The sequence below is a fragment of the Candidatus Pantoea formicae genome, from assembly GCF_011752625.1.
Lineage (GTDB): Bacteria > Pseudomonadota > Gammaproteobacteria > Enterobacterales > Enterobacteriaceae > Pantoea > Pantoea formicae.
Genome location: NZ_VWXD01000001.1, coordinates 245596 through 270480, shown reverse-complemented (window position 1 = coordinate 270480; position 24885 = coordinate 245596). Strand labels below are relative to the sequence as shown.

Below are 24885 nucleotides of genomic sequence, written 5' to 3'. Positions count from 1 at the left end.
GTTCAGTGGGGTCTGTCAAAAGGAAAATCGGTGTGATTTATCAGGGCGTCATACCCTTTACTGGCGCAATCTGGTCGGGAGCCGCCTGCGCGGGAGGCAGCGGTTTATTCAGTGCCTGATACATGGCAGTGATCTCCTGCTGCTGAGTGACAATAATTTCCTGCGCGATACGGCGAAGCTGCGGACTGGAGCCGTAGCGAAGTTCGGCGATGGCCATGTCTATCGCGCCCTGATGGTGCGGGGCCATCATCGCCACGAAATCATCATCAATGTTGCCAGATGGCTTGACCTCCATGGCTGTCATCATCCTGTCCATCGCTGTTTGATTGTCCTGGATGAATGCGGATTCAGCAGAGCCAGACTGATGTGCGTGATCCTGTGCTTCAACATCCGTCATAAATAACAGCACCAACAGGAAAGGAATTAATTGATATAACTTCATACGCATGCGTGCCTTTATTCCAAAAAATGAAAAGGAAAATGCGGCGAGAGGGTAAAAACAAATTAAATAGCGCGACCACCTCATAATTAAATGAGGTGGCACGCTCGGATGACCTACGACTGAATAAATTTCAGCAAATCTTGGTTAAGTTGATCCTGATGGGTTGCCGCCAGACCGTGAGAAGCACCGGGATAAATTTTCAGTTCGGCATGCGGGATAATCTCAGCAGATAATAGCCCAGAGTGACCGATCGGGACGATCTGATCATCATCGCCATGAATGACCAACGCTGGCACGGTGATTTTTCTCAGGTCTTCGGTGTAATCCACTTCCGAGAACTCTCTGATACAGGCGTACTGACCGACAATTGAACCGGCCATGCCCTGATTCCAGAAGCTCAGGCGCAGGCCTTCGTTGATCTCTACCCCTTCGCGATTCATCCCGTAGAAAGGGATAGCGAGGTTGAGATAAAAGTCCGAACGGTTATCAAAGACACCTTTGCGAATGCCATCGAACACCGCCATATCGGTGCCTTCAGGCCACTCAGCCGATGACATCATGATGGGCGGAACCGCGCCAACCAGCACCACTTTTGCTACGCGAGATTCGCCATGGCGCCCGATGTAATGCGCCACTTCACCGCCACCGGTCGAGTGTCCAACCAGCACCGCATTTTTTACATCCAGCTCATTCAGCAGCACGGCGAGGTCGTCGGCGTAGGTGTCCATGTCATTGCCGTAAGATGGCTGGTCGGAGCGACCATGACCGCGACGGTCAAGCGCTATCACACGATACCCTTGCTGCAACAGGTAAAGCATCTGTCCATCCCAAGCATCTGAACTCAATGGCCAGCCGTGTGAGAAAATAACCGGCTGTGCATTTTTGTCGCCCCAATCTTTATAAAAAAGACGAGTTGTATCAGGTGTGGTAATAAAGCTCATTTAATGTTTCTCCGTTGATGATGTGCAGGTTATTCCTGGCCTGACGTCATACCCGAATGAATAAATATCGTCTTTTACAACGACATTTATTCATCGTTCTGATATGCATGGCGCAAGGCTATCCACCGACAAAATAAATAATCATGTCGTCGTTTTTATGAATAATTAAGAGGGTCTGTCTGGTAATGAATTAAATCTGCGCTAAGCCACCGTCTACATATATTTCCGCAGCGTTGATAAAGCTCGCATCATCAGACGCCAAAAATGCCACGGTTTTGCCGATCTCTTCCGGTTCACCCAGACGACCCAGCGGTACACCCGATGCCAGCGCATCAAACAAACCCTGGCGATGCTCTTCAGGCACAAGACCTCCCAGACCGGGGGTACGGATAGGACCCGGGCTGACCACATTAACGCGGATGCCACGTTCCTTCAGGTCAAGCGCCCACGAGCGTGCCAGATTACGCACGGCGGCTTTGCTGGCGCTGTAGACGCTGAAGCTGGCGGTACCTTTCGCCGCAGCAGTCGAACCGGTCAGAATCACGGAGGCACCGTTGGTCAACAGCGGAAGCGCCTTCTGGACGGTGAACAGCACGCCACGTACGTTGGTGCCAAAAATACGGTCAAAATGCTCTTCGGTGATGGCGCCGAGTGGCATCATGTCACCGCCACCAGCATTCGCGAACAGTACGTCAAGCTTTCCTGATTCGCCCGCAATGGTTGAAAACACTGTATCGAGATCGCCCAGAACTGAAGCATCCGCGCGGATACCTGTCGCTGACGGCCCGATGAGGGCTACTGCAGCATCAAGCTCTTCCTGACGGCGGCCGGTGATGTAGACTTTCGCACCCTGCTCCGCCAGTTCCTGCGCTGAGGCCAGACCAATACCTGAGCTGCCGCCCGTCACTAACGCGATTTTGCCTGAAAGTTTTTTACTCATGGTGAAACTCCTTAATCAAATTATGAATTAGCTTTTGAAGTCATCGGGTTACAGTGAAGGTCAGACTGCTGAGTCCGGTTAGCACTGTAACGTCATTGATAAGTGCGAAAAAATGCACGAATCCAGAAAACACTTTCCACGTGGGTGGATAATCAAAACATCACTAAATAGCAGCGTTACTTATTGAGAAATACCCGAGCACTCGACAACTTGCCCTCGCTGACCGTAAAGACATCTTCTCCCCGCACCAGATACGGATTGTCTTTCGGGCCATAGCCCCAGGTCACACGGGCAATGCCGTGATTCCACTCAACAGCTGCCGGGGTAAAGATAAAGCCCGGATGCTGTGACTGAACTCTGCCGATGGCGGCATTCACGCGGTCCGCCCCTGCGTTCAGTCCGTCATAATCGGCAACGAAAAAATCTGAGGAGTAAATTGCTGCAAATGCTTTCTCTCGTTCAACAGCATCGGTGTTATTCCAGATAGCAAAGTGGCGATCGATGAGCTGCTGCAAACCTGCGGGTGCTATCTGAGCCGTCGTGATGTTCATGGTTGAGTTCTCCGCTAATACGTTATGTGACCCGGCCAGCAGTGCCGCCAGCAGCAGGAATTGGGTGAATACCTTTTTCATGTTTGTGTCCTCTGTCAGTTTGCTGCTTTCGCTTTGCCTACCAGCTCAATCTGCGAGCCCCATGGCGTCAGGAAATAAAACCACTGAGTGCCGTCGGCGTTGGTTACCGGCTCATTCAGGGTTTTCAGACCGGCTTTTTGAATCGCCTTAAAACTGGCGGGCACATCATGCGTTCTCAGGGCGATATGCGTTGCCGCATCATCATCCTGATGAGGACGTGTATGGCCGATTTGCGCACCGATATACTGGAACAGTTCGACTCCGGTGCCATCAGCCAGACGCATCATGACAAAACGCTTGAGGTCACTGGACTGGTGCCAGTTAAACGCGGCTTTCCATGCATCCGGGATAGCGCCGGGGGTGATGTCCGATTCAATCTTGGCGCCGAAGGTGGTCTGGAAAAACGCGATGGCCTTAGCCAGGTCAGGAACGTTGATACCGGCGTGGTCAACACCTGAGATGGTGACCAGCGGTGTAGCGTTAGCGCTGAAAGCTGGAGCAGAGATGCTGGCAGCGCCTAGCAGCAGAGAAGAAGCAAACAGCGTTGAAGCGATACGTTGAGTTTTCATGTCTTATATTCCTGTGATAAGTGAATCAGCTCATTGACGACAGCGGTTGTTGTCGCGATGGAATAAGCATATCGACGTGCGACAACTTTCAAAATAGAATGATTTGAAACTCATCATTGCAGATTTGAAATGAACAGATTCCCCGATTTCGAAGGACTCGCGATGTTTGCGAAAGTAGCAGAGGAAGGTTCTTTTGCGGCAGCAGCCAGGGTGATGGGGGTTTCTGTACCCACCGTTTCACGTGCCGTTGCTCGTCTGGAAGAGCGGCTGGGCGGCCGGCTGTTTAACCGGACGTCTCGCCAGCTGGCGTTAACAGAGTTCGGTCAAAGCATGGCGGCGAAGGCGTCAGAGATGTATCGCCAAGCAGAAGAAGTGGAAAGCGAAGCCCATGAACTGTCGGTGCAGCCTCGTGGTCAGGTTCGCTTAGCGGTGCCCATGTCGTTTGGCTTACGCTGGGTAGCCCCGCTGATGCCAGAACTTATCCGCCAGTTCCCGGAGCTGAGTGTCGATCTGCATCTGTCCGATGCCTCAGTCGATCTGATTGCCGAAGGCTTTGATGCCGCGTTACGTATTGCCGCATTACCGGACTCTTCGCTGGTGGCGCGCAGGCTGTGTGCCGTGACGCAATATTTGGTGGCCTCACCAGCGTATCTCGCTGAGCAAGGTGTACCGCAGCATCCGCGTGAACTCACTTCCCGGCAGTGCTTCAGTTATGCCTATCGTGCCAGAAGCCAGGTATGGCGCTTTACGCATGATTCCGGCGCGCAGGAAGATATTGTCCCAAGCGGACCGCTGCGCGTGACTAACTCTGACGCCCTGCTGCCGCCCCTGCTGGCGGGCTTGGGGATTGCGGAACTGCCAGAATTTATGGCCGCGGAGTATCTGAAAGATGGCCGCCTGATACATCTGCTGGATGAGTGGTCAATGACACAAGGCGGGCTCTATTTTGTCACTCCCACTTCGCGCAGCCGGCCGTTAAAGGTCAAGGTGCTGTCAGACTTCTTTGCCAGACATCTCAGTGAACCTGAATGGCGCTGGACTAAGTGATCCTCTTCATCATTGCATTTATGAAATGATGACTTTCATTCTTTGCTATTTTGATTACTCCTGAGTTTCATTATTGTTGCTACACGCCGCCGACAGTCGTCCGGCACTGAAAACAGGAGCACTTTTTTCATGAAAACTGCCGTTCAATTACTCCAGAACTACCTGGACAGTATCCAGGATCCTAAAGCCGCCGCGGCTCTTTTTGCCGCAGATGGCGTGCTGGAACTGCCCTATCTGCAAACGTTGGGTCTGCCGCACAGAGTGCAAGGCCCGGCTGAAATCGAAAGCTTTATCGCCGGATTACTGGTTAAAATTCCAGATTTCCGCTTCCGCAATATCCAGTTCTTTATCGATACCCCAACCCAGGCCTTTGGCGAATACAGCGTGGAAGCCGAACTGGCGGGTACCGATCGGGTGTACAAGCAGACTTATGCCGGAAGGTTGGTGGCTGAAGAGGGAAAAATCAAACTGCTGCGGGAATCGCTGGATACCCTAGCCGCATGGCGTGCATTCAGTGGCGAGCAGTCCGTCTGAAGCGGTTTTTGCATTCGATAAAAAATAACTGGAGATAAAAAATGAGTATCAACACAGTTGACACACGCATTTCTTCTGCTGGCGATCATGACAAAACCCAACCGACTGAAATTATCGTCAGCGCTTACTATCGCGTTCACCCTGATGACCGCCAAATCTTCATTGATGCTGTAAAACCGGAAATGCAGGCAGCACAGCAACTGCCTGGCTGTGTGTTTTATGCTTTCTCACAAGACTTGGTGAATCAGGATGCTTTTCATCTGTCAGAGGGCTGGGCGAACATTGAGGCCTATGAGCGACACGAACATTCAGAGACATTCTTGAAAGCACTGGCGACCGTGGTCAAACATGTCCGCATCCTTAATCGTGAGGGTATTCGTTACGATGTGGCGAAACAGCATATTGATGACCCGCGAGGCAAAGTATCGGCCTGATTGTTAGGGCAAGTTTGGAAAACTGATGCACAGCGGCACGAGCAGGCAAACGCAAGGTTGAAGCCTGGTTTCAAACAGGCTAAGTCAGTGAGTTGGCCAGACTATCTCATTAAACGTTCAGCGATCTTCGCTCTAAAGTAGCGGAAAGTGCCACCGGGCACTCTCCGCTCAGGTCACACTATTTAACGCCGTTATATCCATCCATATAGCTTTCCGATACCGCGGCAGACATCTCCCTACGCCAAAGTGACGATACCGAACCGTCCTGATTGTAATCAGACCCCGCAAAGCGAGATTTACCCCGGACTTCATTGGTAAACTCTTCACTCTGGAAGTACTTAATCCTCTGTTCGATATCTTTTTTAGCTAAGCCAGCGTCACGATCCTTCTTTCCCTGCTGCCAAAACTGCTCAAAAAATGGCGTAGCCATTCGCGCTGAGTCTGCGGTATTCAGGCGGAAGTTGGGTCCGGATGAATCATTAGCCGTTGCCATGATGAAATGATTAGCGTGCCGTTGAGCGCTAGTTTGATTTTGCGCACAACCACTGAGTAACAAGAAAGGTAAAACAGCAATAAGAGAAAAACGATCCAACTTATTCAAAATGACTCCTTGTAGAATAATCAAGATTTCACACCCTTATGAAATCACTGGTACTTCCTGGCGTACCGCACCTGCCTCACGCACCGAGGCTCTGCCAACAAAAGTGCGCGACTAAGCCTACACCAATTTGCGTTGAACGTATTGAACTGTCTGGAAAAATTAAGAGACTTAGATCTGAATGGCGAGCTTCCGGCTGTGGGTATTCTCTTGAGAGTTGACTTAAGTTATCGAGGGTTGTGTTTAAAGAGATCTAGCACGCATTTTTACATTATGTTCATTACATTTGCATTTTTCTACATGATGTTAATCCAACATTTACCTAGTACCAGCATAGGCAAGGGCTTTGCATGTTCACCACTTTACTGACGATAGGTATCTGCACAAGCTACGTGGATTAAACCGGTATCCGCCTTGGCCTTTATCTCACCCTCATAATTCAACCATCAATAATGATTGGATCTAAGATCAAAAAAGAAATGCAATTAATCTGATTAATTTAAAAAATTCTTCACTATTTTTATATGAACAGCCACAATACCAACCAAATTAAATGATTATAAGCAGCAGTAAATATAGATTGATGGTTATTAAGAAAAATAATCATTTTGAAGGAAACGTTTTACATCCATATAACTTAATAAAAGAAAATTATAAAAACTCGTAAGTTAACTATTACAACACCAACAAAACCATGCCTATGCGAGATATGAAATGTACTCTAACGCAATATGGATCATGTTAGAAAAATCAGTAAACATCATTGGGTTAATTTACATTAACTCACTAATGGCGAAGTATATTGGCCCGGACAACTTTGGCAAAATAAACATATCCACATCACTCTTTATTTTTGTACAAACGCTATCTTGGTTTGGCGGTGACAACATCATCTTCAAGCGCATGAGTGAGAAAACAAAATCGGGCATTGCTATGGCAATGCACACGCGCAACCAACGGCGTTTATTCTTTTTTCTCTCGTCTAGTGCAATCTTAACCTATCTTTACCTGTACACCGATGTGACTGTTTTCTTATTTGGCGTAGCGAATTGCATTGCCACGTACTACATCGTGATGGACTTCTTTGCCATTTACAACAACACACAATTAAAGTCAAAGATCAACACAATAACCAACATCACTGGACTGCTTATCGCTCTGGTGATCAGGTTCTATATCTCATACTTTAAATTGCCCGTTTACTGCTTTACGATCCCTATCATTATTATTCCTTTAGTACCTTACATCATGCGCTTAGTTTATTTTAAGCGTACAACAAGCACTGAAGATGTGAGTAAAAGCGGCGGAATATACAACCGATATATGTTATATGCTGGAGGTGCATTAATTCTATCTGGATTGTCTACTGACATATACACTCAAATATCCAGCATTTTCTTGGCTAATGTAATTTCATACTCAACATTAGGTATTTACAGTGTTTCTTTAACCATAGGAGGTGCATGGTCATTTGTTGTCATCGCATTAATAACCAGTTTTTTCTCGAAAATATACAGTGAGAAAAACCAAGCAAACATAGATAAATTACTAAATAAAATCAATCGTTTAGTTATCATCTTATCCTTGACTGCATTAGGTGGCTTCTACCTGTTTGGTCATTACTTTATTCACTTCCTGTACGGCGATAAGTATATGGACTCAGTGAACATTATCCCAATCATCATCATGGGAACAATGTTCTCTGCATTAGGAACGATCTGTTACAGGTACATAATAAAAGAATCAGGGTATAACTACCTGGCTAAAAAAATGGTTTTATGCTGCATCTTAACAGTCCCTTTATCCTGGTTAATGATTAGTACCTTCGGGATTAAAGGTGCTGCTTACTGCTTTTTGATCGTCGAGATTTTGTCTTGCACATTATTAAATTATTTTTTCAGAAACAAGACAATTGTCAAAATGCATCTTAACATTTTCAAACCGAGATAATTTACATGAAAATGATAAAACACACAGTGAAATCAGCTTTAAAAATCAGTGCTAACATCTCTCCAAAACTGAGTGCTAAGGCTCACTATTACTTTAAATTCAAGAAAAAATTAAATTTAACCAACCCTACCCGATTCAACGAAAAGATTCAGTGGCTGAAATTCAATGAGTTCAGCAATGACATTTACACCTTGTGCGCTGACAAATATAAAGTCAGAGAATATGTTATAGCTAAAGGTTGCGGTGAAACACTGAACGAGCTTTACGGTGTATATGACAGCCCGCAAGAGATTAACTATGCTGCACTGCCAGAAAAGTTTGCGCTTAAATGTAATCATGGTGCAGGCTACAACATTATCTGCAATGATAAATCGTCTTTAGACATCAAGAACACTAACCTACAGTTAGAAAAATGGCTCAGGCAAGATTTTTCTTCACTATTCATTGAACCGCAGTATAAGAAAATAGAAAGAAAAATATTGTGTGAGAAATACATTGAGAATGAACGCGGTGGTTTTCCTGACGATTACAAATTCTACTGCTTCAACGGAAAGCCATACGCGGTTATGGTCTGCATTGGCAGAGAAAAGGGAACGCCGAAGTTTTACTATTTTGATATGGACTGGCAACCTCTTCCTTTCGAAGACACCCTGGAGTTAATCAATAACAACCAGTATCCAGAGATGCCGGATGGCTTTAAGGAAATGAAAGGTTATGCGATGAAATTAGCTTCAGACTTTAAATTTGTCCGCGCTGATTTCTATCTGCTCAACGGTAAAGTTATTTTTGGTGAGTTAACCTTTACTCCTGCCGCAGGTCTGGACGTCACATTACAAGAAGCCGATGTGGTTTTAGGAAGCCAGCTAAGATTGGATATTGGCTGATGCGAATCAAATAAGCCAGCAGGGCCGAATGCTAGTGAGTTAAGCATGTGATGATAACGCAGTCTGGTGCTGCTCTGGACTGATGGCACAGGTGATAACGCAGTCTGGTGCCGCTCTGGACTGATGGCACAGGTGATAACGCAGTCTGGTGCCGCTCTGGACTGATGGCACAGGTGATAACGCAGTCTGGTGCCGCTCTGGGGCTGGCGGTCCTCGCGCCGCTGACGCGGTACCTTCACTTCACTCGTCAGCCTGACGGACCGGCGCAGACGGGACTTTCCCTGTCCCGGCTGCACCTTTCGCCAGCATCCATGCTGGCTCTCCTGGCTTCCTCATTCCGTTCAGCGCTGCGAAATGCCAGCCCCAGAGCGGCACCAGCCTGCTTGCTGACATCTGTTTACGCTGTTGGAAAGGGCGAGATGGTTCAGGAGGTAGCATTTTTACTGCTATAAAGGGCGCGATGGCTCAGGCGATAGCGCTTTTATGGCTACAGAGGGCACATTGTTTGAGGCCACAGCGCCTCTGCTGCTGCAACGGGCTATTCGCAGCGCTGAGGCGGAGACGTTGTGCCAGGAGCCAGGCGCATGGATGCGACAGGCAGTTCGGGTAGGCCATGGATGGCCGTACCCGAACGATCCGACCGGCACGACGTTGCAGCCGAGGGCACCGCGAAGCGGCGCGAGGACGGCCCGGCAGCAGCAGAGGTGCTGCGGCCCGCACAAAACGCACAAAACAAAAGTCGGCACGCCAGAAAATGACAGACTCACGTGAACAGGTGCTTAACTGACAACCATTACAGTTTGCGACCGCCATTTATCACTTTACCTCCCCCCGTCGAGCCCTCATCATCGCTTGCCTAAACTGCCTTACCTCTTGTGACGCCCAGCAGCGACGCGACAAAGGTACTTCATCATCGACTGCCGCAGGTAACGGGACCTTCTCTAACGTACCGCGATTGCAAATAGCACACGCCAGCGTGGCGGGGGATATGCCAAGGTAGCGAGCCATTTCCGGTAGAGTCATCGGGGAAGTGCGCATCATAGCCTCCTCATTACATGTGATTTGGCATCCATGTTTGAGCAGGCTTTAGCGGAACGTTTTGATCGCGATCAGCCAGCCAATTATTTTAGGTTAAAAAATAATCACAGCTGCATCAACATCTCGTGCCACGCCATGCCGCCATGATCGGAGCTCGAGGGTTTGATATACTGATAACCAAACTTCTCATATAAATCAACATGATGTGTTTTGCACAACAGATGGATTGTCTGCTTATCCATCTGTTTCATGGTTTCAATGAAATGGCGCATCATCTGGGTAGCGTACCCTTTCCCTTGATAAGCAGGATCCAGCACCACTGACATAATCACCACATTCGGTGCCGCAGGATCATGCCCGACGAGCTCTTTGAACGCTTCGTCCGACATCACAACATCCCAAGCGCAACCCGCGTTGATAAAGCCAATAACCTTGCCGTTGACTTCCAGGCATACAAAGCCTTGCGGGTATTGAGCTATACGCGTCGCAATTTTTTCACGCGTGGCTGCCTCGTCGCCTTCATAAGCTTCAATTTCAATGGAATAACAGCGGTCGACGTCCGCTAAGGTGGCATTTCTAAAGATTAAATTCGACACAACTAAAACCTGAGATTCATTTTGAGAGAGGTATTCTAACAGGGTAAAGAGGCGTCACGAAAAATAGCGCTGCTAAAAAGCAGCGCTACGCCATCACGCTATGTCCACCACCCGATTCTCTTTCGCGCTGATAAAGGCCGCATCCAGCACAGCCAGAACTTCAATCGCCTGCTCTGGGGTAACCGGCGGTTCGCTTCCTTCCTTCACGGCCTTGGCAAAAGCTTCGTAATAAGCATGATAGGCGCCTTGTTCAGAAGGCACACGCTCAGAACCTTGTGGTGTATTCAGTGTTCCCCAACGTTCTGGTTGCTCAAATCCCCAGCCGTCTAAATCATCCACAGGGCGCTGACCGGCAAAAATGGCTTGCGCCTGGACATCCGTGCCTTGTGAAACAAAGCTCCCGGCATCCCCATAAAGCCGAAATTCTCGACAAATAAAGCGATTCAGTTTGGTGGCCGAGAGATAAGACTTGGTGCCATTGTGATGCGTCAAGGTCAGCACAAAACTGGCATCCGTTGGCCCAACCGGCAGATCGATAATGTCTAACTGCGCGTAAACCGATTTTACCGGCCCCAACAAAAACAGCGCCTGATCAACAATATGGCTGCCTAAATCACGCAACAGGCCTCCCGTTTCACCACCTTCAAGGGTATTGGCATCATCGAAATCCATACGATTATGCAAGCGCCACACTTTCCCCACGCGGTTTCGTTCAATCAGTTTCTTGAGCGTGCGAACATCATGGTCAAACCGTCGATTGTGATAAACGCTGAGCACCACTCCCTTGGCTTTCGCAGCCGCAGCCAGTTCGCGCCCAGTTTTAGCATCCGGTGCAAAGGGTTTGTCGGCAATCACGGCGACGCCGGCTTCGATTGCTTCCAGCACCAACTCACGACGAGTCTGAGGCGGAGTGGTGATGGTCACCGCATCAACGCCCGCCGCCAGCATCTCTGTTAGGCTGGCATAAATCGGGATATCAGGAAAATCCGCTTTCACTCGCGCAATGGTTTCCGGTGCCCGTGCGACAATGCCTGCCAACTCAACGCCTTGTGCTGCGTTGATAAAGGGCGCGTGAAAGTGCTTACCACCCGTACCGTAGCCCACAATACCGATTTTCATGCTGCCTCCTTGTGATTGAGAAGAATCATAATGTCCATTCTTAATAACATACTGGCAACATTCAAACTCTGCACGCCCCCGCAAAATGGCATAAAAATATCATTTTAAGATAAAATGGCTATACTGTGCCGCTGGAAAATTTCGCTTGATGGGTGCGAATTCACTGACATTTCTCCCCAGCAAACGCTGAGGACGAAAATCGCCGAGCAATGCACTGGGTGTATCCTCCAACAACTCTTGAGCGACCAATTTGCCAATCAAAGGGGACAGCGTAATACCGCTATGCGTCACCGCCAGGTAGACGCGTTGCTGTGGCGTAACAAAGCCAATTGCCGGTAAGCCGTCAGCTGGCCGGGCACGCTGGCCAACAACGATCTGTTCAATTTGTAACTCTCCCGCATCAGCAAACAAAGATTGATAGCGTTCTCGGAACTGCTGAGCGATTTCACCTGTTATGGGAGGCGGCGCGCCTGGATCGGCTAAATCATCAAGCGCCAGCGCCTGTAACAGCAGGCGCCCCCCACCGTCCGGACGTACATTTAGCTGCGGCGAGATTAAATTTGCGCTCAGTGAAAGCGGCTGAGGTGCTGTGCGTACCAGGAAACTGCAGGCAATAGCATTCGGTTTACTGGTATCAAGCAGGGCCAGATTGAGATTGAGCGAGTCAAGCAACTGGTTAGCCCAACGCCCAGTGGCGATAACCACACGATCGCCCTGCCACTGCTCTCCGTTTTCAAGATGCAATGTGACGCCATTCGCCTGCTCAGAGAGTCGAGTGATTGTGTGATGTTGATGCAGAATTGCACCTTGAGCGCGGGCTTCTGACCACAACCGAGCCAGATACAGCGCCGGATGCAACACTGACTCCGTCGGGAAATGCCATAAAGCACCGCTAACTGCTTGCGAGCGCAGCTCAGGAATTTCACGCTGGAGTTCGTCCAGTGTCACTTCTCGTGCCGGATACCCCAAGGATTGAAGCGAGCTGGCGCGTTGCTGCAGGCGATGCTGAGCTTCTCCTTCGGCAGCCCACTCCCAGGTACCGCAGGTTTCCAGCCAGCGTAAACCGTTAGGTTGTGACTGCTGTAATCTAGCGTGTTCCTCCATCGAAAGCGCATTGAGCTGGTGATAGCTAACCGGTTGCTTACCGTTGGAGTTAACCCATGCAAATGTGGTGCTGCTGGTACCCGCCCCGATGAGCTGCTGCTCGAAAATCGTGACTTGCGCGCCTTGTAACGCCAAAGCGCGCGCCACCGCTAATCCGATGACGCCGCCGCCAATAATTGCAATTTTTTGAGTGGACATGAATGGCTCCTGAATGAATGGCCAATATCATAACAGCGTCCACCTACAGAAATTGCAATGACTAGAGAACGAATAATGCGTTGGGTATAAGGAAATCCTCTGTTGCCAGATTATTATTCTATATTGCTGTCAGCATTTTCCCGCTCGAGAAAAAGCCCAACATATTCTCAAACACATTATTTGACATCGCTTCACGTGTTTCATGAGTTGCGCTGGCAATATGGGGCGTTAAAAGCACATTATCCAATTCGCGTAGCGCAGGATGGATCATTGGCTCATGCGAAAAGACATCCAGCGCCGCACCTTTAATGGTCCTCTGTTGCAGTGCGTGAATCAGGTCGCTTTCATTGACGACGGTGCCGCGCGCAATATTGATCAACACGCCTTCTTGACCCAATGCGGCCAAAACTTTCGCATCCACCAGTTGCAGATTCTCCGGACTACCCGGCAAGGCCAGCACCAAAAAATCACTAAAAGCTGCCAGTTGTTCGATGTTCTCGCAGCGTTTATACGGGACATCCTTGGCACTACGCGCGGTATAGGCAACCTCCATGCCGAAGGCCTCGGCACGGCGGGCAATTGCCTTTCCGATAGCGCCTAACCCCGCGATTCCCATGCGTTTACCGCTGGCTTTACTAGAGAGCGTGACACCGGTGTTTTCCCAGGCACCCGAACGCGCAAACTGATGGTAGGCCACCAGATTACGCGTGAACCCAAGCGTTAAGGTCATCGCCAGATCGGCGACGTCGTCGGTCAGGATGTCACTCGTGATACTCACCTGAATGCCCTGCGCTTTGGTGTAACCCAGATCAATGCGGTCGGTTCCCACGCCAAAAACGGCAATCGCTTTACAGGCAGGCAGTTGCTCCAGAAGTGCGGTTTCCACACCAACGTCACCGCGCGTCACAATACCTCTGATCTCTTCGCCATGTTGCTGAAGAAACTGTGCGGGATCCTGATAATCATATAAACGATGGCAATCAAAATGCTGTGAGAGCTTCTCATCTAACTGTGGCATCAGCGGTTGAATAATCAAAATAGAGGATTGTGCATGACTCATTTAACTTTCCTGATAGACATTCATTTCTGACCAGCCTACCGGAGGATTTTATGTTACGGCATCACTGTTACTTTTTTCGCTAATAAGATCACGCAGTAAATCTTTTAATAACGTGAGGGAAATACCACTTACTTTTTGGTCCTGGTTTGATGAAGGAAATACGCAACTCGCTTTGCTCGCTGGCGAACTCACCTTACGCAGTCTACGGTTAATTAAAAAAACCATAACATTTTCACTCACCATGGAAAGCCGCTATGACCGCCCATGTAGACATTACAGCAAACCCGGAAAACGAACTTCATCAACTTCACCAGCACTTGCAGTCGCATCTGGAGCGACTGCTCCCAACTGGTCAGCAAACGGATTATGTGCGGGCAGCTATGCGGGCTGGTGTACTGGCTCCGGGTAAACGGATTCGTCCACTGCTCCTGTTACTCGCGGCGCGGGATATGGGTTGTGATGACTTACAGCATGGCGTGCTGGATCTCGCCTGTGCGGTGGAGATGGTGCATGCTGCTTCACTGATCCTTGATGATATTCCCTCAATGGATAATGCCCAAATGCGGCGTGGGCGCCCCACCATACACCGTCAATTTGGTGAGAATGTCGCGATTCTGGCGGCAATTGCTCTGCTGAGTCGTGCATTTGAGGTGATTGCCATCGCACCGGATTTACCGGCATTGCAAAAATCAGAGGCGATTGCCGAACTCTCCTCCGCGGTAGGATTGCAAGGACTGGTGCAGGGACAATTTCAGGATTTACATCAGGGCGCGCATAGTCGCAGCCCAGAAGCGATTGCCATCACCAATGAACTCAAAACCAGCGTGCTATTTCGAGCAACGCTGCAATTGGCTGCGATTGCTGCCGATGCGACGCCACATATGCGTCAAAAACTCAGCTATTTTGCACAAGACCTGGGACAAGCCTTTCAGTTACTGGATGACCTCGCCGATGGCTATAAACACACCGGCAAGGACACCGACCAGGACTTAGGCAAATCAACGCTGGTCCAGATGCTGGGCGCTGACGGGGCTGAACGCCGCTTGCGTGATCATCTGCGCAGCGCCGACGCGCATCTGGCGTGTGCCTGTCACCGCGGCATTGCGACTCGTCAATACATGCACGCCCTGTTTAATCAGCAGCTGGCGATGTTTCACTGATCGCGGCGAAGCCTATGGGGCACTTTGCCGTTATTGCGCCGCCACTGTATAGCCATTTTCATGCACTGCAGGCTTTATCACAGGCATTACTGGCTCGCGGCCACCGCATTACCTTCCTTCAACAGGCGGATGCACACAGATTGCTAAACGATCCGCACATCGGGTTTGTTGCTGTGGGTGAACGCTCACACCCTGCCGGTTCACTGGCTGCAGTGTTACATCATCTCGCCTCACCGTTATCCTTGTTTCGCGTGATCGCGGATATTGCCGCCAGCACCGATATGTTGTGCCGTGAATTGCCAGCGAAACTTAAAGCCTTGCAGATTGATGGCGTGATTGCTGACCAAATGGAGGCTGCTGGTGGGCTGGTGGCGGAAGCGATGCATTTACCCTTTGTTTCGGTGGCCTGCGCGTTGCCAGTTAATCGTGAACCGGGTATTCCACTGGCCGTCATGCCCTTTCGTTTTGGTCAGGATGAGAAAGCACTGCACCGATTTCAAGCAAGCCAAGACATTTACGACCGCATCATGCAGCGTCATGGCGAGGTGATTGCCCATCATGCGTACCACTTTGGTTTACCGCCGCGTCGGGGATTGCATCAATGCCTGTCACCGCTGGCACAAATTAGCCAGCTCGTACCTGCCTTTGATTTTCCACGTCGCTATCTGCCCGCCAATTTTCATGCTGTTGGGTTGTTGCATACACCACTTTTCCCTGTACCGTCCTGTGCCCCATGGCCGCCATTACCTCAGCCGGTGGTTTACGCTTCGCTAGGGACACTGCAAGGCCAACGCTTTCGCCTGTTTCATCATCTGGCACAGGCGTGCCGCAATCGGGGGCTGTCTCTGGTGATTGCTCACTGTGGCGGCTTGACCTCAGAACAAAACCAGCAATTGCAAGAAGCGGGTGCCTCATGGGTGACCGACTTTCTCGATCAGCGCGCCGCATTACAACACGCAAAAATATTTATTACGCACGCTGGGCTTAACAGTGCCCTGGAGGCGTTGGACTGCGGTACACCCATGCTGGCTCTACCGCTCGCCTTTGATCAGCCCGGTGTGGCGGCGCGCATTGAGTGGCATGGCGTGGGCCGACGGGCGTCTCGTTTCAGCCGTGTACATCAGCTGGAAAATCATCTTCAACACTTACTGGATGACGATGGTTATACGCAGCGTATATCGGCAATTCAGTCACAGTTACAAAGGGCAGGAGGCAGTGAACGAGCGGCCAACATCGTGGAACAGGCGTTGGTGCAACAACGAGTTGTTGTCGCGGAGGCAAACTGATGCGCGAAGATTACGACCTGATTTTAGTGGGTGCGGGCCTGGCAAACGGCCTGATCGCGCTTCGTCTGCGCCAGTTACAACCACACTTACGTCTGCTGATGCTAGAAAGCCAATCGCAACCGGCTGGTAATCACACTTGGTCGTTCCATCAGGATGACCTTACCACCCAGCAGATGCAGTGGCTACACCCCTTGATCTCCCATCGCTGGCCCGGCTATCAGGTTCGTTTCCCCTCTTTTCGTCGTAATGTTAGTGGCGACTACTGCTCGGTTGCCTCCGCCGATTTTGCCCGCCAGCTTTATAGCACCTTGGGTGACACACTCTGGACAGAAGCCCTGGTCAGTGAAGTCAGGCCGACTCACGTCACGCTGGCTGATGGACGCGTGCTTCACGCAACGGCAGTGATTGACGGCCGTGGACTGCAACCTACACCGCACTTGCAACTCGGTTATCAGTCATTTGTAGGTCAGGAGTGGCATCTGACGAAACCCCATGGCCTCTCGCAGCCGATTTTGATGGATGCCACTGTTGATCAGCAGCAGGGCTATCGCTTTGTTTACACGCTTCCGCTCAGTGTTGATCGCCTGTTAATTGAAGATACGCATTACATCAATCAACCGACACTGGATGACCGTATCGCGCGGCAGAACATCGCTGATTATGCTCAAAAGCGTCATTGGTCGTTAGGCAGACTGTTGCGCGAAGAACGAGGTGCACTGCCGATTACACTCAACGGCGATATTGACGGCTTTTGGCAGCAACAGCACGACCAGCCCTGCAGCGGTCTGCGGGCCGGACTGTTCCACGCCACCACGGGTTACTCCCTGCCTACCGCAGTCACCTTGGCGGACAGCATCGCGGCAATATTCCCCTGCGATGCCGCACGCCTCAGCCAACACATTGAAAGCGTTGCACGTGCTCACTGGCAGACGCAGCGTTTTTTCCGGTTGTTAAACCGCATGTTGTTTTTAGCCGGGCATCCCGACCAGCGCTGGCGTGTTATGCAGCGTTTCTACCGGCTTGATGCCGGACTCATCAGTCGTTTTTATGCCGGACAGCTCCGCTTACGCGACAAAGCTCGAATCTTGTGTGGCAAACCGCCGGTCCCCATCGGTGAAGCGGTGCGCGCACTGTTGATGACCTCTTTTAAACCAGGGACGAAAGAATAATGACACGCACCTACGTGATTGGCGCTGGCTTTGGCGGCCTCGCACTGGCTATCCGGCTTCAGGCAGCCGGGATACCCACCACGCTGCTGGAACAACGCGACAAACCCGGTGGACGCGCCTATGCCTGGCAAGAGCAGGGCTTTACCTTTGATGCCGGGCCAACCGTGATCACCGATCCCACGGCGATTGAGGCGCTGTTCACTCTGGCAGGAAAATCGTTAAGCGATTACGTCAATTTAATGCCCGTGACACCGTTCTATCGCCTGTGCTGGGAAGATGGTAAGCAACTTGATTACGACAACAACCAGCCGCAACTGGAACAGCAAATTGCGGCGTTCAATCCGCAGGATGTGGCTGGGTATCGCCAGTTTCTGGCTTATTCTCAGTCTGTGTTCAAGGAAGGGTATTTAAAGCTGGGTACAGTCCCTTTTTTGCATTTTCGTGACATGCTGCGCGCCGGTCCCCAATTGGGGCGTTTGCAGGCGTGGCGCAGCGTCTACAGCATGGTGGCGAAATTCATTCAGGACGATCACCTGCGCCAGGCATTCTCCTTTCATTCTTTGCTGGTGGGCGGTAATCCTTTTGCAACGTCTTCGATTTATACCTTAATTCATGCACTGGAGCGCGAATGGGGCGTGTGGTTTCCACGCGGTGGGACAGGAGCGTTAGTGCAAGGCATGGCACAACTGTTTACTGACCTCGGTGGTGAACTGTTACTGAACGCCGAAGTGAGCCAACTGGACACGACTGGCAACCGCATTAGTGGTATACAGCTCAAAGATGGGCGCCGTTTTCCTGCCGTTGCCGTCGCGTCCAATGCTGATGTGGTGCACACCTATGATCGGTTACTGCGTGGTCATCCCGCCGCGAACAAGCGGGCTGTAGCGTTAAAACGCAAACGCATGAGTAATTCACTGTTTGTGCTCTATTTTGGTCTTAACCATCCACATTCGCAGCTGGCGCACCATACGGTGTGCTTTGGTCCGCGCTATCGCGAACTGATTGATGAAATTTTCAATAGCAGCCAACTCTCGGACGATTTTTCGCTGTACCTGCATGCTCCCTGCTCCAGCGACCCTTCACTCGCCCCAGCAGGCTGTGGCAGTTTTTACGTATTGGCACCCGTGCCGCATCTCGGCACTGCTGCAATCAACTGGCAACAGGAAGGACCGCGTCTACGCGATCGCATTTTTGCTTATCTGGAGGAGCACTATATGCCGGGATTACGTCAGCAATTGGTGACGCACCGAATGTTTACACCCTTGGATTTCCGCGACACGCTTCATGCCCATCATGGATCGGCGTTTTCGCTTGAACCGATTTTGACGCAAAGTGCCTGGTTCCGTCCGCATAACCGTGACGCTGATATCACCAATCTCTATTTGGTCGGAGCCGGTACGCACCCAGGTGCAGGCGTGCCCGGCGTAATTGGTTCCGCCAAAGCCACGGCCCAGTTAATGCTGGAGGACCTCGCCGGATGAACCGTCAGCCCCTGCTTGAACAAGTCACGCAAACCATGGCTGTGGGTTCGAAGAGTTTCGCCACCGCAGCCAAACTTTTTGATGCGCCGACGCGCCGCAGCACCTTGATGTTATACGCCTGGTGCCGTCACTGCGATGATGTGATTGATGGACAAACGCTCGGCGAAGGCGGCACGCAGCATATTGTTGAAGATGCACAGGCACGTATGCTGCATCTGCAAATTGAAACGCGTCGCGCCTATAGCGGTGCGCACATGGACGAACCCGCGTTCAAAGCGTTTCAGGAAGTGGCGTTAATTCATCGTCTGCCACCACAATTAGCGTTCGATCATCTGGAAGGATTTGCGATGGACGCCCGCGCAGAGCATTACGCTACCTTCGACGATACGCTACGTTATTGTTATCACGTGGCCGGTGTCGTGGGGTTGATGATGGCACGCGTCATGGGTGTGCGCGATGAAGCGGTGTTGGACCGCGCCTGTGACTTAGGGCTTGCCTTCCAGCTCACCAATATCGCGCGAGATATCGTTGAAGATGCGCAGAATGGGCGTTGCTACCTGCCACAAAGTTGGCTGGATGAGGCCGGTTTAGACGGCAAGGATCTGGCTGATCCACAACACCGTGCAGCGCTGGCACCGCTGGCTGCACGTCTGGTGCGCGAGGCGGAACCCTATTATCTCTCAGCACGATCGGGCTTACCGGGTTTGCCGCTCCGTTCCGCATGGGCGATTGCCACCGCGCGTGGCGTGTATCGTGAAATTGGCGTCAAGGTGCAACACGCTGGGGCGCAAGCTTGGGATGCGCGACAACGCACCAGCAGCAGCGAAAAGTTGGCATTGTTGGTAAAAGGCGCAGGGCTGGCAATTACTTCGCGTTTGTCTCGTCCTGAGTCTCGCCCTGAGGGTTTGTGGCAGCGTCCGCGCTAACAGGCTTGTGACGCTGACGCAGAGCCGCCTGCAATTTATGTAACGGCGGGGCATACAGAAAACCGAATGAGACACAACCTTCACGACCCCGCACCGCATGATGCATGCGGTGCGCCATATACAGGCGTTTAAGATAGCCCTTGCGCGGGATATAACGGAATGGCCAGCGTTGATGCACTAAGCCATCATGCACCATAAAATAGAGTGCACCATATAAGGTTACGCCCGCGCCGATCCACTGCAGCGGCCAATAACCGTTTACGCCGATGTAAATCAGCGCAATCGCCATGAACATAAACACCACGGCATAAAGATCGTTGAGTTCAAACTTGCCTTCATGCGGTTCATGGTGCGACAAATGCCAACCCCAGCCCCAACCGTGCATGATGTATTTGTGCGACAGCGCTGCCACCACTTCCATCACCACCACTGCCGCAAGCAGGATCAGCGTATTCCATAACCAGAGCATCGTGCGTCCATTTGTGTTGAACAGAGGCTTTAAAGGTGGACGCGGATGGTTAGAGAGGCAAGTCAACAACGTTTATTTTTGTTGGATTGATGGCAATTGCGTTTTCATCCATACTCACCCACATTGCTACACGTGTAATCCACACGGGGGATTTATGTCTAATACCAGTGTTAATCAGAAAAAAACCGTTAGCGTGACCGTCGAACCGATGCTTTTGCAACAAGCCAGAGATGCCGGTTTAAACTTATCCGCGATTCTGACTGAAGCGTTACGACAAGAAATTCGGGTAGCTGCAGCAGAAAAATGGAAACGAGAAAATAGTGCTGGTTTACAGGAACTGAATCGCATAACCGAAGAGCATGGTTTACTGTCGGATGAATACAGGACGTTCTAAACATGCAGTATATGATTTATCACAACACCAGTAGAAACAATGCGTACCCTTACCTGGTCGATGTACAAAGCGATATCATAGATGAACTCACGACACGTATTGTCATTCCCTTATACCCTATGAATCGACTTAAGGCTGGTCAGGTAAAACGGCTGAATCCTGTGATCGAAATTGAGGGAGAAGGATATCTCGTCATGACCCATGAAATGGCAAGCGTGCCCGCATCTCTGTTAGGAAAACAGGTGATGGATGCCCGGCCTTATCGCCAGAGAATCAAAGATTCTATTGATTTTATCTTTGATGGATTTTGAAACTTTACATGCCAAACGTCCCTCGTTAGTATTCCCCCCTCTCAGCGGAAATGAACTGCTGCGTAAGCGTTAACGTCAATCAACGCACCATATGCAGATTCGTTCTGCCTCAATTTTATGGTGCGCAAAATATGTCCCATACCGCGATAACCCAAAAATCAGCCCTACGACACGCGGGTTTTTTCCTGTTTCTGCTGCTGCTGACTGCTGCCAACCTGCGCACGCCAATTACTGCCACCGGACCCATACTGGAGAATATCCGCGCCAGTTTTGGTCTGAGCGCCAGTGCGGCGGGCGTCATTAACTTCTTACCGCTGTTGATGTTCGCCACCCTGGCTCCTCCCGCAGCTTGGTTTGGCAACCGCTTCGGCCTGGAACGCAGTTTATGGGGCTCACTGTTGCTGATTACGCTCGGTTCGGTGTTGCGCATCACCGGTAGTGAAGGCGCCATGTGGACGGGAACCTTAGTCCTGAGTTCTGGGATCGCCGCGGCTAACGTTTTACTTCCCCCCCTGATTAAACGCGATTTCACCGAGCATACGGCTCGATATATAGGCCTGTATGCCATGGTGATGGGCATTTCAGCGAGCATCGCGTCGGGCATTGCAGTACCGCTGGCTGAGATCAGCTCAGCGGGTTGGCGCTTATCGCTCGCCGTATGGTTAGTACCCGCATTTATCGCGTTATTTGCCTGGCTGCCTTACCTCAAAAAACCGGCGACACAGGCTCACGCGACTGTCGCCAATGGGGTCACTCGCTCTCCTTGGCGTGCCGCATTGGGCTGGCAAGTTTCACTGTTTATGGCCAGCCAATCATTGCTGTTTTATACGCTTATTGGCTGGTTCACCCCTTTCGCACAAGACAACGGTATCAGCCAAATTGAAGCGGGCGGCATGCTGTTTGTGTATCAGATTGTCGCTATTGTTTCGAATCTCGTTTGTATGAGTGCCTTAAAGAAACTTCGCGACCAGCGCGCCATTGGCTTTGTCGCTTCACTGCTGATATTTGTCGCGGTGCTCGGCTTGCTGTTGTTGCCGGCATGGTCACTGCTGTGGCTGATTCTGGCAGGGCTGGGGGCGGGCGCATCGCTGGTCATCAGCTTGTCGCTGTTTAATTTGCGCACCCAGGATCATCGTCAGGCTTCGAAACTGTCTGGCATGGCCCAGTGCGTAGGCTACGGACTGGCCGCACTGGGTCCGCTGTGCTTTGGTATGTTACACGATGCCAGCGGCAACTGGTTGCTGCCGCTGGTCATGCTATTGACGGTTACTGTGGTGCAGATAGTGATGGCGCTGCTGGCAGGCCGTGCGCGCCATATCTGACATCAGGCTAGCACCCGGCTTTCCTGGCGTTCCAACTCACGCACACGTGGGATGACCTCACGCCCGAAGAATTCGACGTCTTCGTGGAAGTGCAGGAACGCCAGCAACAGTAGGTCAACACCCGCGTGTTTTAACGCGATGATGCGCTCTGCAATCTGTTGCGGAGTGCCAATCAAATTGGTTTTAAAGCCGTCGTTATACTGCACCAAATCTTCAAAAGACGATTTTGCCCAGTTACCCTCCCCTTCAGGTGAGGCACTTCCTGCGTTCTTCACCTCATGCTGGAAGCCTTTCACAGCATCCGGGTTAGCCTTTGCAATGATCTCCTGCAGCACGTTCTGCGCTTCTTTTTCTGAGTCCCGAGCAATCACAAATCCGTTTAAACCGATCTTGACATGATGACCGTTGGCAGACGCTTTCGCTCGGATATCCTCCACTTGCTGCCGCACCCCTTCGGGGGTATTACCATTCGTGAAGTACCAGTCGGACACGCGTGCCGCCATATCGCGTGCCGCACGAGAACTGCCGCCCTGAAAGATTTCCGGCAAGGGTGAGAGCGGCTTTGGTTTTAAAGCGTAATCGCGAAAGCGATAGAAATCACCGGCAAAGGTAAAGTTGTCCTCATGCCAGATGCCACGCAGGCAGCGTATAAACTCCTCTGAACGTAAATAGCGCTCTTCATGATCGAGCCACGGCTCGCCAATGGCTTTAAACTCCCCCCTAAACCAGCCGCTGACAATATTAACGGCAATGCGCGGACCGTAGAGATGGCTAATAGTGGCAATTTGTTTGGCTGCCAATACAGGATTCCATGGCCCTGGTAACAACGCGGCGATTACCTTAAGTTTGGAGGTATGACTCAGCAGGTCCTGTGAGAAAGTCACCGATTCATGCTGATTTTCTGCACCATATCCAGCAGTAAAGCGAATCTGAGTCAGTGCATAGTCAAAACCCGCTTTTTCAGCGATTTTCGCGAGTTCTCGGTTATAGTCTGCACCCCAATGTGTGCGCTGTTCAATCTGGCTGATCACTAACCCTCCAGATACATTAGGCACCCAGTAGGCGAACTGCAGCGGTTTCTGTTCAGGCATCGGCTTCTCCTTTCGGGATATATAATTCAATGACATTAATATTCTAAAATTCAAACTTTTTAGATATATCGTCATGCAGCCGCCATGCCAGCTTTACGTAAAGCTAATATTTTGATTTATATAGATAATTAAACAACCCTTTTGACATTTCAGTTGCATATACAGCAGCTGCTGTCGCTCAGTTGCTTCATTCGCAACAGCAAACCGGAGAACAGGGTGAATTTATGCATCGTCAGGATCACCCCAGATGTATCAAGTTTGATCGACTTATTCGCCCTGCGTGCAATTAACTGAATGGCTCATGTCTAATGCATTCAGAAACTCACTAATTAGCGGCCTGGTATCCTCTTTACGCCATACGGCGTACAACGTGATATCAAGTGGCAACCATGGCAGCATCACCAGCGAAACCGTTTCGGGTACCTGTGCCGCCAGACTCTGTTGAATAAAGGTAAAGCCCAGCCCGGCTTCAACACAAGCTAGCGCGGCCTGTGGGCCATTGACCTCCAAAACGATATTGGGCTGGAAACCGGCGAGTTCACAAGCGTGAAGCAGCCGCGAGCGTGCAGCAGGATTGAGATGCTGATGGTCGGCTATCCAGCGCCGGCCCTGCAAATCTTCCGGCGTAGGTGCGGCAATGGCCTGTTCAGTGGTCATGGCTAACAGGATCGGTTCTGTCAGCACTTTTTTCTGCAAAAACCGCTCACTCATTTCTGGCGGCGTATGCAGCAGTGCAACATCTAGCGCCCTTTCTTGCAGCAGTTCTTGTTGCTGTTTCGAGCGCATCGCGTGCAGATGAATATCAATGCCGCCGGGAGTGTTGAGACGAGCCAGGGCTTCTGGTAGCAGACGCGAATGAATGGCTGCTTCGACATAACCAATATCCAGGCGCCCAACGTCTGCCTGCGTCAGGCTGCGTCCATAATCTTTCAGCCGTTGGTGATGGTGTAAAAAGGGGGTGACCTCATCAAGAAATTTTCGTCCCGCTTCCGTTAATCGCAGGCGTTTTTTCTCGCGATGAAACAGGGTTACCCCTAACTCACTCTCTAATTGTTGAATCTGCCTGCTCAGCGGAGATTGTGAAATATGCAGTCTTTCAGCCGCCTGACCGACATGTTCTAACAGCGCCACAGTGGCAAAAGATCGCAGTAATTTAATGTCCACAGCTCTTTCGGTCTCAACTCAGTCGA

The 24885-nt window shown here is 50.8% G+C and carries 26 protein-coding genes; 13 read left to right on the top strand and 13 right to left on the bottom strand.

Annotated features, from left to right (window positions below):
* Nucleotides 1-40: 40 nt before the first annotated feature.
* The 5 genes from F3J38_RS01395 to F3J38_RS01375 all read right to left on the bottom strand — a co-directional run bounded on the left by F3J38_RS01395 (nucleotide 41) and on the right by F3J38_RS01375 (nucleotide 3524).
* Nucleotides 41-442, bottom strand: a complete 402-nt coding sequence (locus tag F3J38_RS01395) for a DUF305 domain-containing protein (protein WP_240155865.1) — start codon at nucleotides 440-442, stop codon at nucleotides 41-43.
* Nucleotides 443-555: 113 nt separating this feature from the next.
* The gene (locus tag F3J38_RS01390) at nucleotides 556-1383 is read right to left on the bottom strand and encodes an alpha/beta fold hydrolase (RefSeq protein ID WP_167134420.1); all 828 of its coding nucleotides are present in this window, start codon (nucleotides 1381-1383) and stop codon (nucleotides 556-558) included.
* A 190-nt stretch (nucleotides 1384-1573) separates the two neighbouring features.
* Nucleotides 1574-2323: an SDR family NAD(P)-dependent oxidoreductase gene (locus F3J38_RS01385; protein WP_167134419.1), complete on the bottom strand. Its 750-nt coding sequence runs from the start codon at nucleotides 2321-2323 to the stop codon at nucleotides 1574-1576.
* Nucleotides 2324-2499: 176 nt separating this feature from the next.
* Nucleotides 2500-2955, bottom strand: a complete 456-nt coding sequence (locus F3J38_RS01380) for a nuclear transport factor 2-like protein (protein WP_205298085.1) — start codon at nucleotides 2953-2955, stop codon at nucleotides 2500-2502.
* Between the two features lie 14 nt (nucleotides 2956-2969).
* Nucleotides 2970-3524, bottom strand: a complete 555-nt coding sequence (locus F3J38_RS01375; protein WP_167134417.1) for a VOC family protein — start codon at nucleotides 3522-3524, stop codon at nucleotides 2970-2972.
* Nucleotides 3525-3686: 162 nt separating this feature from the next.
* Between F3J38_RS01375 and F3J38_RS01370 the strand changes: the two genes are divergently transcribed.
* The 3 genes from F3J38_RS01370 (at nucleotide 3687) to F3J38_RS01360 (ending at nucleotide 5539) form a co-directional block, all read left to right on the top strand.
* Nucleotides 3687-4571 carry a LysR family transcriptional regulator gene (locus F3J38_RS01370; RefSeq protein WP_240155864.1) on the top strand — a complete coding sequence of 295 codons (885 nt, stop codon included), beginning with the start codon at nucleotides 3687-3689 and terminating at the stop codon, nucleotides 4569-4571.
* A gap of 129 nt (nucleotides 4572-4700) precedes the next feature.
* A complete protein-coding gene (locus tag F3J38_RS01365; RefSeq protein WP_167134413.1) occupies nucleotides 4701-5105 on the top strand; it encodes a nuclear transport factor 2 family protein in 405 nt (134 codons plus the stop codon).
* A 41-nt stretch (nucleotides 5106-5146) separates the two neighbouring features.
* The gene (locus F3J38_RS01360; protein ID WP_167134411.1) at nucleotides 5147-5539 is read left to right on the top strand and encodes a putative quinol monooxygenase; all 393 of its coding nucleotides are present in this window, start codon (nucleotides 5147-5149) and stop codon (nucleotides 5537-5539) included.
* 178 nt (nucleotides 5540-5717) lie between these two features.
* Here F3J38_RS01360 and F3J38_RS01355 read toward each other — a convergent pair whose 3' ends face one another.
* Nucleotides 5718-6140, bottom strand: a complete 423-nt coding sequence (locus tag F3J38_RS01355; RefSeq protein ID WP_167134409.1) for an Exc2 family lipoprotein — start codon at nucleotides 6138-6140, stop codon at nucleotides 5718-5720.
* Between the two features lie 735 nt (nucleotides 6141-6875).
* Between F3J38_RS01355 and F3J38_RS01350 the strand changes: the two genes are divergently transcribed.
* Together F3J38_RS01350 and F3J38_RS01345 are read left to right on the top strand one after the other, a co-directional pair.
* Nucleotides 6876-8087, top strand: a complete 1212-nt coding sequence (locus F3J38_RS01350; protein WP_240155863.1) for an oligosaccharide flippase family protein — start codon at nucleotides 6876-6878, stop codon at nucleotides 8085-8087.
* A 5-nt stretch (nucleotides 8088-8092) separates the two neighbouring features.
* Nucleotides 8093-8971 (top strand): ATP-grasp fold amidoligase family protein, encoded by an 879-nt coding sequence (locus F3J38_RS01345; RefSeq protein ID WP_167134405.1) that lies wholly within the window; start codon nucleotides 8093-8095, stop codon nucleotides 8969-8971.
* A 1142-nt stretch (nucleotides 8972-10113) separates the two neighbouring features.
* Here the strand turns inward: F3J38_RS01345 and F3J38_RS01340 are convergent.
* The 4 genes from F3J38_RS01340 to F3J38_RS01325 all read right to left on the bottom strand — a co-directional run bounded on the left by F3J38_RS01340 (nucleotide 10114) and on the right by F3J38_RS01325 (nucleotide 14086).
* Nucleotides 10114-10605 carry a GNAT family N-acetyltransferase gene (locus F3J38_RS01340; protein WP_167134403.1) on the bottom strand — a complete coding sequence of 164 codons (492 nt, stop codon included), beginning with the start codon at nucleotides 10603-10605 and terminating at the stop codon, nucleotides 10114-10116.
* 93 nt (nucleotides 10606-10698) lie between these two features.
* Complete coding sequence (locus F3J38_RS01335) at nucleotides 10699-11724, bottom strand: Gfo/Idh/MocA family protein (RefSeq protein ID WP_167134401.1); 1026 nt, start codon at nucleotides 11722-11724, stop codon at nucleotides 10699-10701.
* 99 nt (nucleotides 11725-11823) lie between these two features.
* Nucleotides 11824-13026, bottom strand: a complete 1203-nt coding sequence (locus F3J38_RS01330) for an NAD(P)/FAD-dependent oxidoreductase (RefSeq protein WP_167134399.1) — start codon at nucleotides 13024-13026, stop codon at nucleotides 11824-11826.
* Nucleotides 13027-13144: 118 nt separating this feature from the next.
* Nucleotides 13145-14086 (bottom strand): 2-hydroxyacid dehydrogenase, encoded by a 942-nt coding sequence (locus F3J38_RS01325; RefSeq protein WP_167134397.1) that lies wholly within the window; start codon nucleotides 14084-14086, stop codon nucleotides 13145-13147.
* 254 nt (nucleotides 14087-14340) lie between these two features.
* Between F3J38_RS01325 and F3J38_RS01320 the strand changes: the two genes are divergently transcribed.
* From F3J38_RS01320 to crtB, 5 genes are read left to right on the top strand one after another with little or no spacing between them, the layout of a single operon-like run.
* On the top strand, nucleotides 14341-15246 hold the full coding sequence (locus F3J38_RS01320) for a polyprenyl synthetase family protein (protein ID WP_167134394.1): 906 nt from the start codon (nucleotides 14341-14343) through the stop codon (nucleotides 15244-15246).
* A 14-nt stretch (nucleotides 15247-15260) separates the two neighbouring features.
* Nucleotides 15261-16532, top strand: coding sequence for a glycosyltransferase (locus F3J38_RS01315; RefSeq protein WP_167134392.1), 1272 nt, complete (start codon nucleotides 15261-15263; stop codon nucleotides 16530-16532).
* Nucleotides 16532-17701, top strand: a complete 1170-nt coding sequence (gene crtY, locus F3J38_RS01310) for a lycopene beta-cyclase CrtY (RefSeq protein WP_167134390.1) — start codon at nucleotides 16532-16534, stop codon at nucleotides 17699-17701. Before F3J38_RS01315 ends, crtY begins: the two co-directional genes overlap by 1 nt.
* On the top strand, nucleotides 17701-19182 hold the full coding sequence (locus F3J38_RS01305; protein WP_167134388.1) for a phytoene desaturase: 1482 nt from the start codon (nucleotides 17701-17703) through the stop codon (nucleotides 19180-19182). Before crtY ends, F3J38_RS01305 begins: the two co-directional genes overlap by 1 nt.
* A complete protein-coding gene (gene crtB / locus F3J38_RS01300; RefSeq protein WP_167134387.1) occupies nucleotides 19179-20108 on the top strand; it encodes a 15-cis-phytoene synthase CrtB in 930 nt (309 codons plus the stop codon). Before F3J38_RS01305 ends, crtB begins: the two co-directional genes overlap by 4 nt.
* Here crtB and F3J38_RS01295 read toward each other — a convergent pair.
* The gene (locus tag F3J38_RS01295; RefSeq protein ID WP_167134385.1) at nucleotides 20047-20577 is read right to left on the bottom strand and encodes a sterol desaturase family protein; all 531 of its coding nucleotides are present in this window, start codon (nucleotides 20575-20577) and stop codon (nucleotides 20047-20049) included. The genes crtB and F3J38_RS01295 overlap by 62 nt on opposite strands.
* Nucleotides 20578-20731: 154 nt before the next feature.
* Between F3J38_RS01295 and F3J38_RS01290 the strand changes: the two genes are divergently transcribed.
* From F3J38_RS01290 to F3J38_RS01280, 3 genes are all read left to right on the top strand, one after another.
* A complete protein-coding gene (locus F3J38_RS01290) occupies nucleotides 20732-20971 on the top strand; it encodes a type II toxin-antitoxin system CcdA family antitoxin (protein ID WP_167134383.1) in 240 nt (79 codons plus the stop codon).
* 2 nt (nucleotides 20972-20973) lie between these two features.
* Nucleotides 20974-21282: a CcdB family protein gene (locus F3J38_RS01285; RefSeq protein ID WP_167134381.1), complete on the top strand. Its 309-nt coding sequence runs from the start codon at nucleotides 20974-20976 to the stop codon at nucleotides 21280-21282.
* A 131-nt stretch (nucleotides 21283-21413) separates the two neighbouring features.
* Nucleotides 21414-22604: a CynX/NimT family MFS transporter gene (locus tag F3J38_RS01280; protein ID WP_167134378.1), complete on the top strand. Its 1191-nt coding sequence runs from the start codon at nucleotides 21414-21416 to the stop codon at nucleotides 22602-22604.
* A gap of 2 nt (nucleotides 22605-22606) precedes the next feature.
* Here F3J38_RS01280 and sfnG read toward each other — a convergent pair whose 3' ends face one another.
* Both sfnG and F3J38_RS01270 read right to left on the bottom strand, forming a co-directional pair.
* A complete protein-coding gene (gene sfnG / locus F3J38_RS01275; protein WP_167134376.1) occupies nucleotides 22607-23695 on the bottom strand; it encodes a dimethylsulfone monooxygenase SfnG in 1089 nt (362 codons plus the stop codon).
* Between the two features lie 267 nt (nucleotides 23696-23962).
* The gene (locus F3J38_RS01270) at nucleotides 23963-24859 is read right to left on the bottom strand and encodes a LysR family transcriptional regulator (RefSeq protein ID WP_167134374.1); all 897 of its coding nucleotides are present in this window, start codon (nucleotides 24857-24859) and stop codon (nucleotides 23963-23965) included.
* Between the last annotated feature and the right edge of the window lie 26 nt (nucleotides 24860-24885).

Bases quoted from the DNA above. Each gene is read 5' to 3' on its own strand.
- F3J38_RS01395 (WP_240155865.1), bottom strand. From the start codon at position 442: ATGAAGTTATATCAATTAATTCCTTTCCTGTTGGTGCTGTTATTTATG.
- F3J38_RS01390 (WP_167134420.1), bottom strand. From the start codon at position 1,383: ATGAGCTTTATTACCACACCTGATACAACTCGTCTTTTTTATAAAGAT.
- F3J38_RS01385 (WP_167134419.1), bottom strand. From the start codon at position 2,323: ATGAGTAAAAAACTTTCAGGCAAAATCGCGTTAGTGACGGGCGGCAGC.
- F3J38_RS01380 (WP_205298085.1), bottom strand. From the start codon at position 2,955: ATGAAAAAGGTATTCACCCAATTCCTGCTGCTGGCGGCACTGCTGGCC.
- F3J38_RS01375 (WP_167134417.1), bottom strand. From the start codon at position 3,524: ATGAAAACTCAACGTATCGCTTCAACGCTGTTTGCTTCTTCTCTGCTG.
- F3J38_RS01370 (WP_240155864.1), top strand. From the start codon at position 3,687: ATGTTTGCGAAAGTAGCAGAGGAAGGTTCTTTTGCGGCAGCAGCCAGG.
- F3J38_RS01365 (WP_167134413.1), top strand. From the start codon at position 4,701: ATGAAAACTGCCGTTCAATTACTCCAGAACTACCTGGACAGTATCCAG.
- F3J38_RS01360 (WP_167134411.1), top strand. From the start codon at position 5,147: ATGAGTATCAACACAGTTGACACACGCATTTCTTCTGCTGGCGATCAT.
- F3J38_RS01350 (WP_240155863.1), top strand. From the start codon at position 6,876: ATGTTAGAAAAATCAGTAAACATCATTGGGTTAATTTACATTAACTCA.
- F3J38_RS01345 (WP_167134405.1), top strand. From the start codon at position 8,093: ATGAAAATGATAAAACACACAGTGAAATCAGCTTTAAAAATCAGTGCT.
- F3J38_RS01335 (WP_167134401.1), bottom strand. From the start codon at position 11,724: ATGAAAATCGGTATTGTGGGCTACGGTACGGGTGGTAAGCACTTTCAC.
- F3J38_RS01330 (WP_167134399.1), bottom strand. From the start codon at position 13,026: ATGTCCACTCAAAAAATTGCAATTATTGGCGGCGGCGTCATCGGATTA.
- F3J38_RS01325 (WP_167134397.1), bottom strand. From the start codon at position 14,086: ATGAGTCATGCACAATCCTCTATTTTGATTATTCAACCGCTGATGCCA.
- F3J38_RS01320 (WP_167134394.1), top strand. From the start codon at position 14,341: ATGACCGCCCATGTAGACATTACAGCAAACCCGGAAAACGAACTTCAT.
- F3J38_RS01315 (WP_167134392.1), top strand. From the start codon at position 15,261: ATGGGGCACTTTGCCGTTATTGCGCCGCCACTGTATAGCCATTTTCAT.
- crtY (WP_167134390.1), top strand. From the start codon at position 16,532: ATGCGCGAAGATTACGACCTGATTTTAGTGGGTGCGGGCCTGGCAAAC.
- F3J38_RS01305 (WP_167134388.1), top strand. From the start codon at position 17,701: ATGACACGCACCTACGTGATTGGCGCTGGCTTTGGCGGCCTCGCACTG.
- crtB (WP_167134387.1), top strand. From the start codon at position 19,179: ATGAACCGTCAGCCCCTGCTTGAACAAGTCACGCAAACCATGGCTGTG.
- F3J38_RS01295 (WP_167134385.1), bottom strand. From the start codon at position 20,577: ATGCTCTGGTTATGGAATACGCTGATCCTGCTTGCGGCAGTGGTGGTG.
- F3J38_RS01290 (WP_167134383.1), top strand. From the start codon at position 20,732: ATGTCTAATACCAGTGTTAATCAGAAAAAAACCGTTAGCGTGACCGTC.
- F3J38_RS01285 (WP_167134381.1), top strand. From the start codon at position 20,974: ATGCAGTATATGATTTATCACAACACCAGTAGAAACAATGCGTACCCT.
- F3J38_RS01280 (WP_167134378.1), top strand. From the start codon at position 21,414: ATGTCCCATACCGCGATAACCCAAAAATCAGCCCTACGACACGCGGGT.
- sfnG (WP_167134376.1), bottom strand. From the start codon at position 23,695: ATGCCTGAACAGAAACCGCTGCAGTTCGCCTACTGGGTGCCTAATGTA.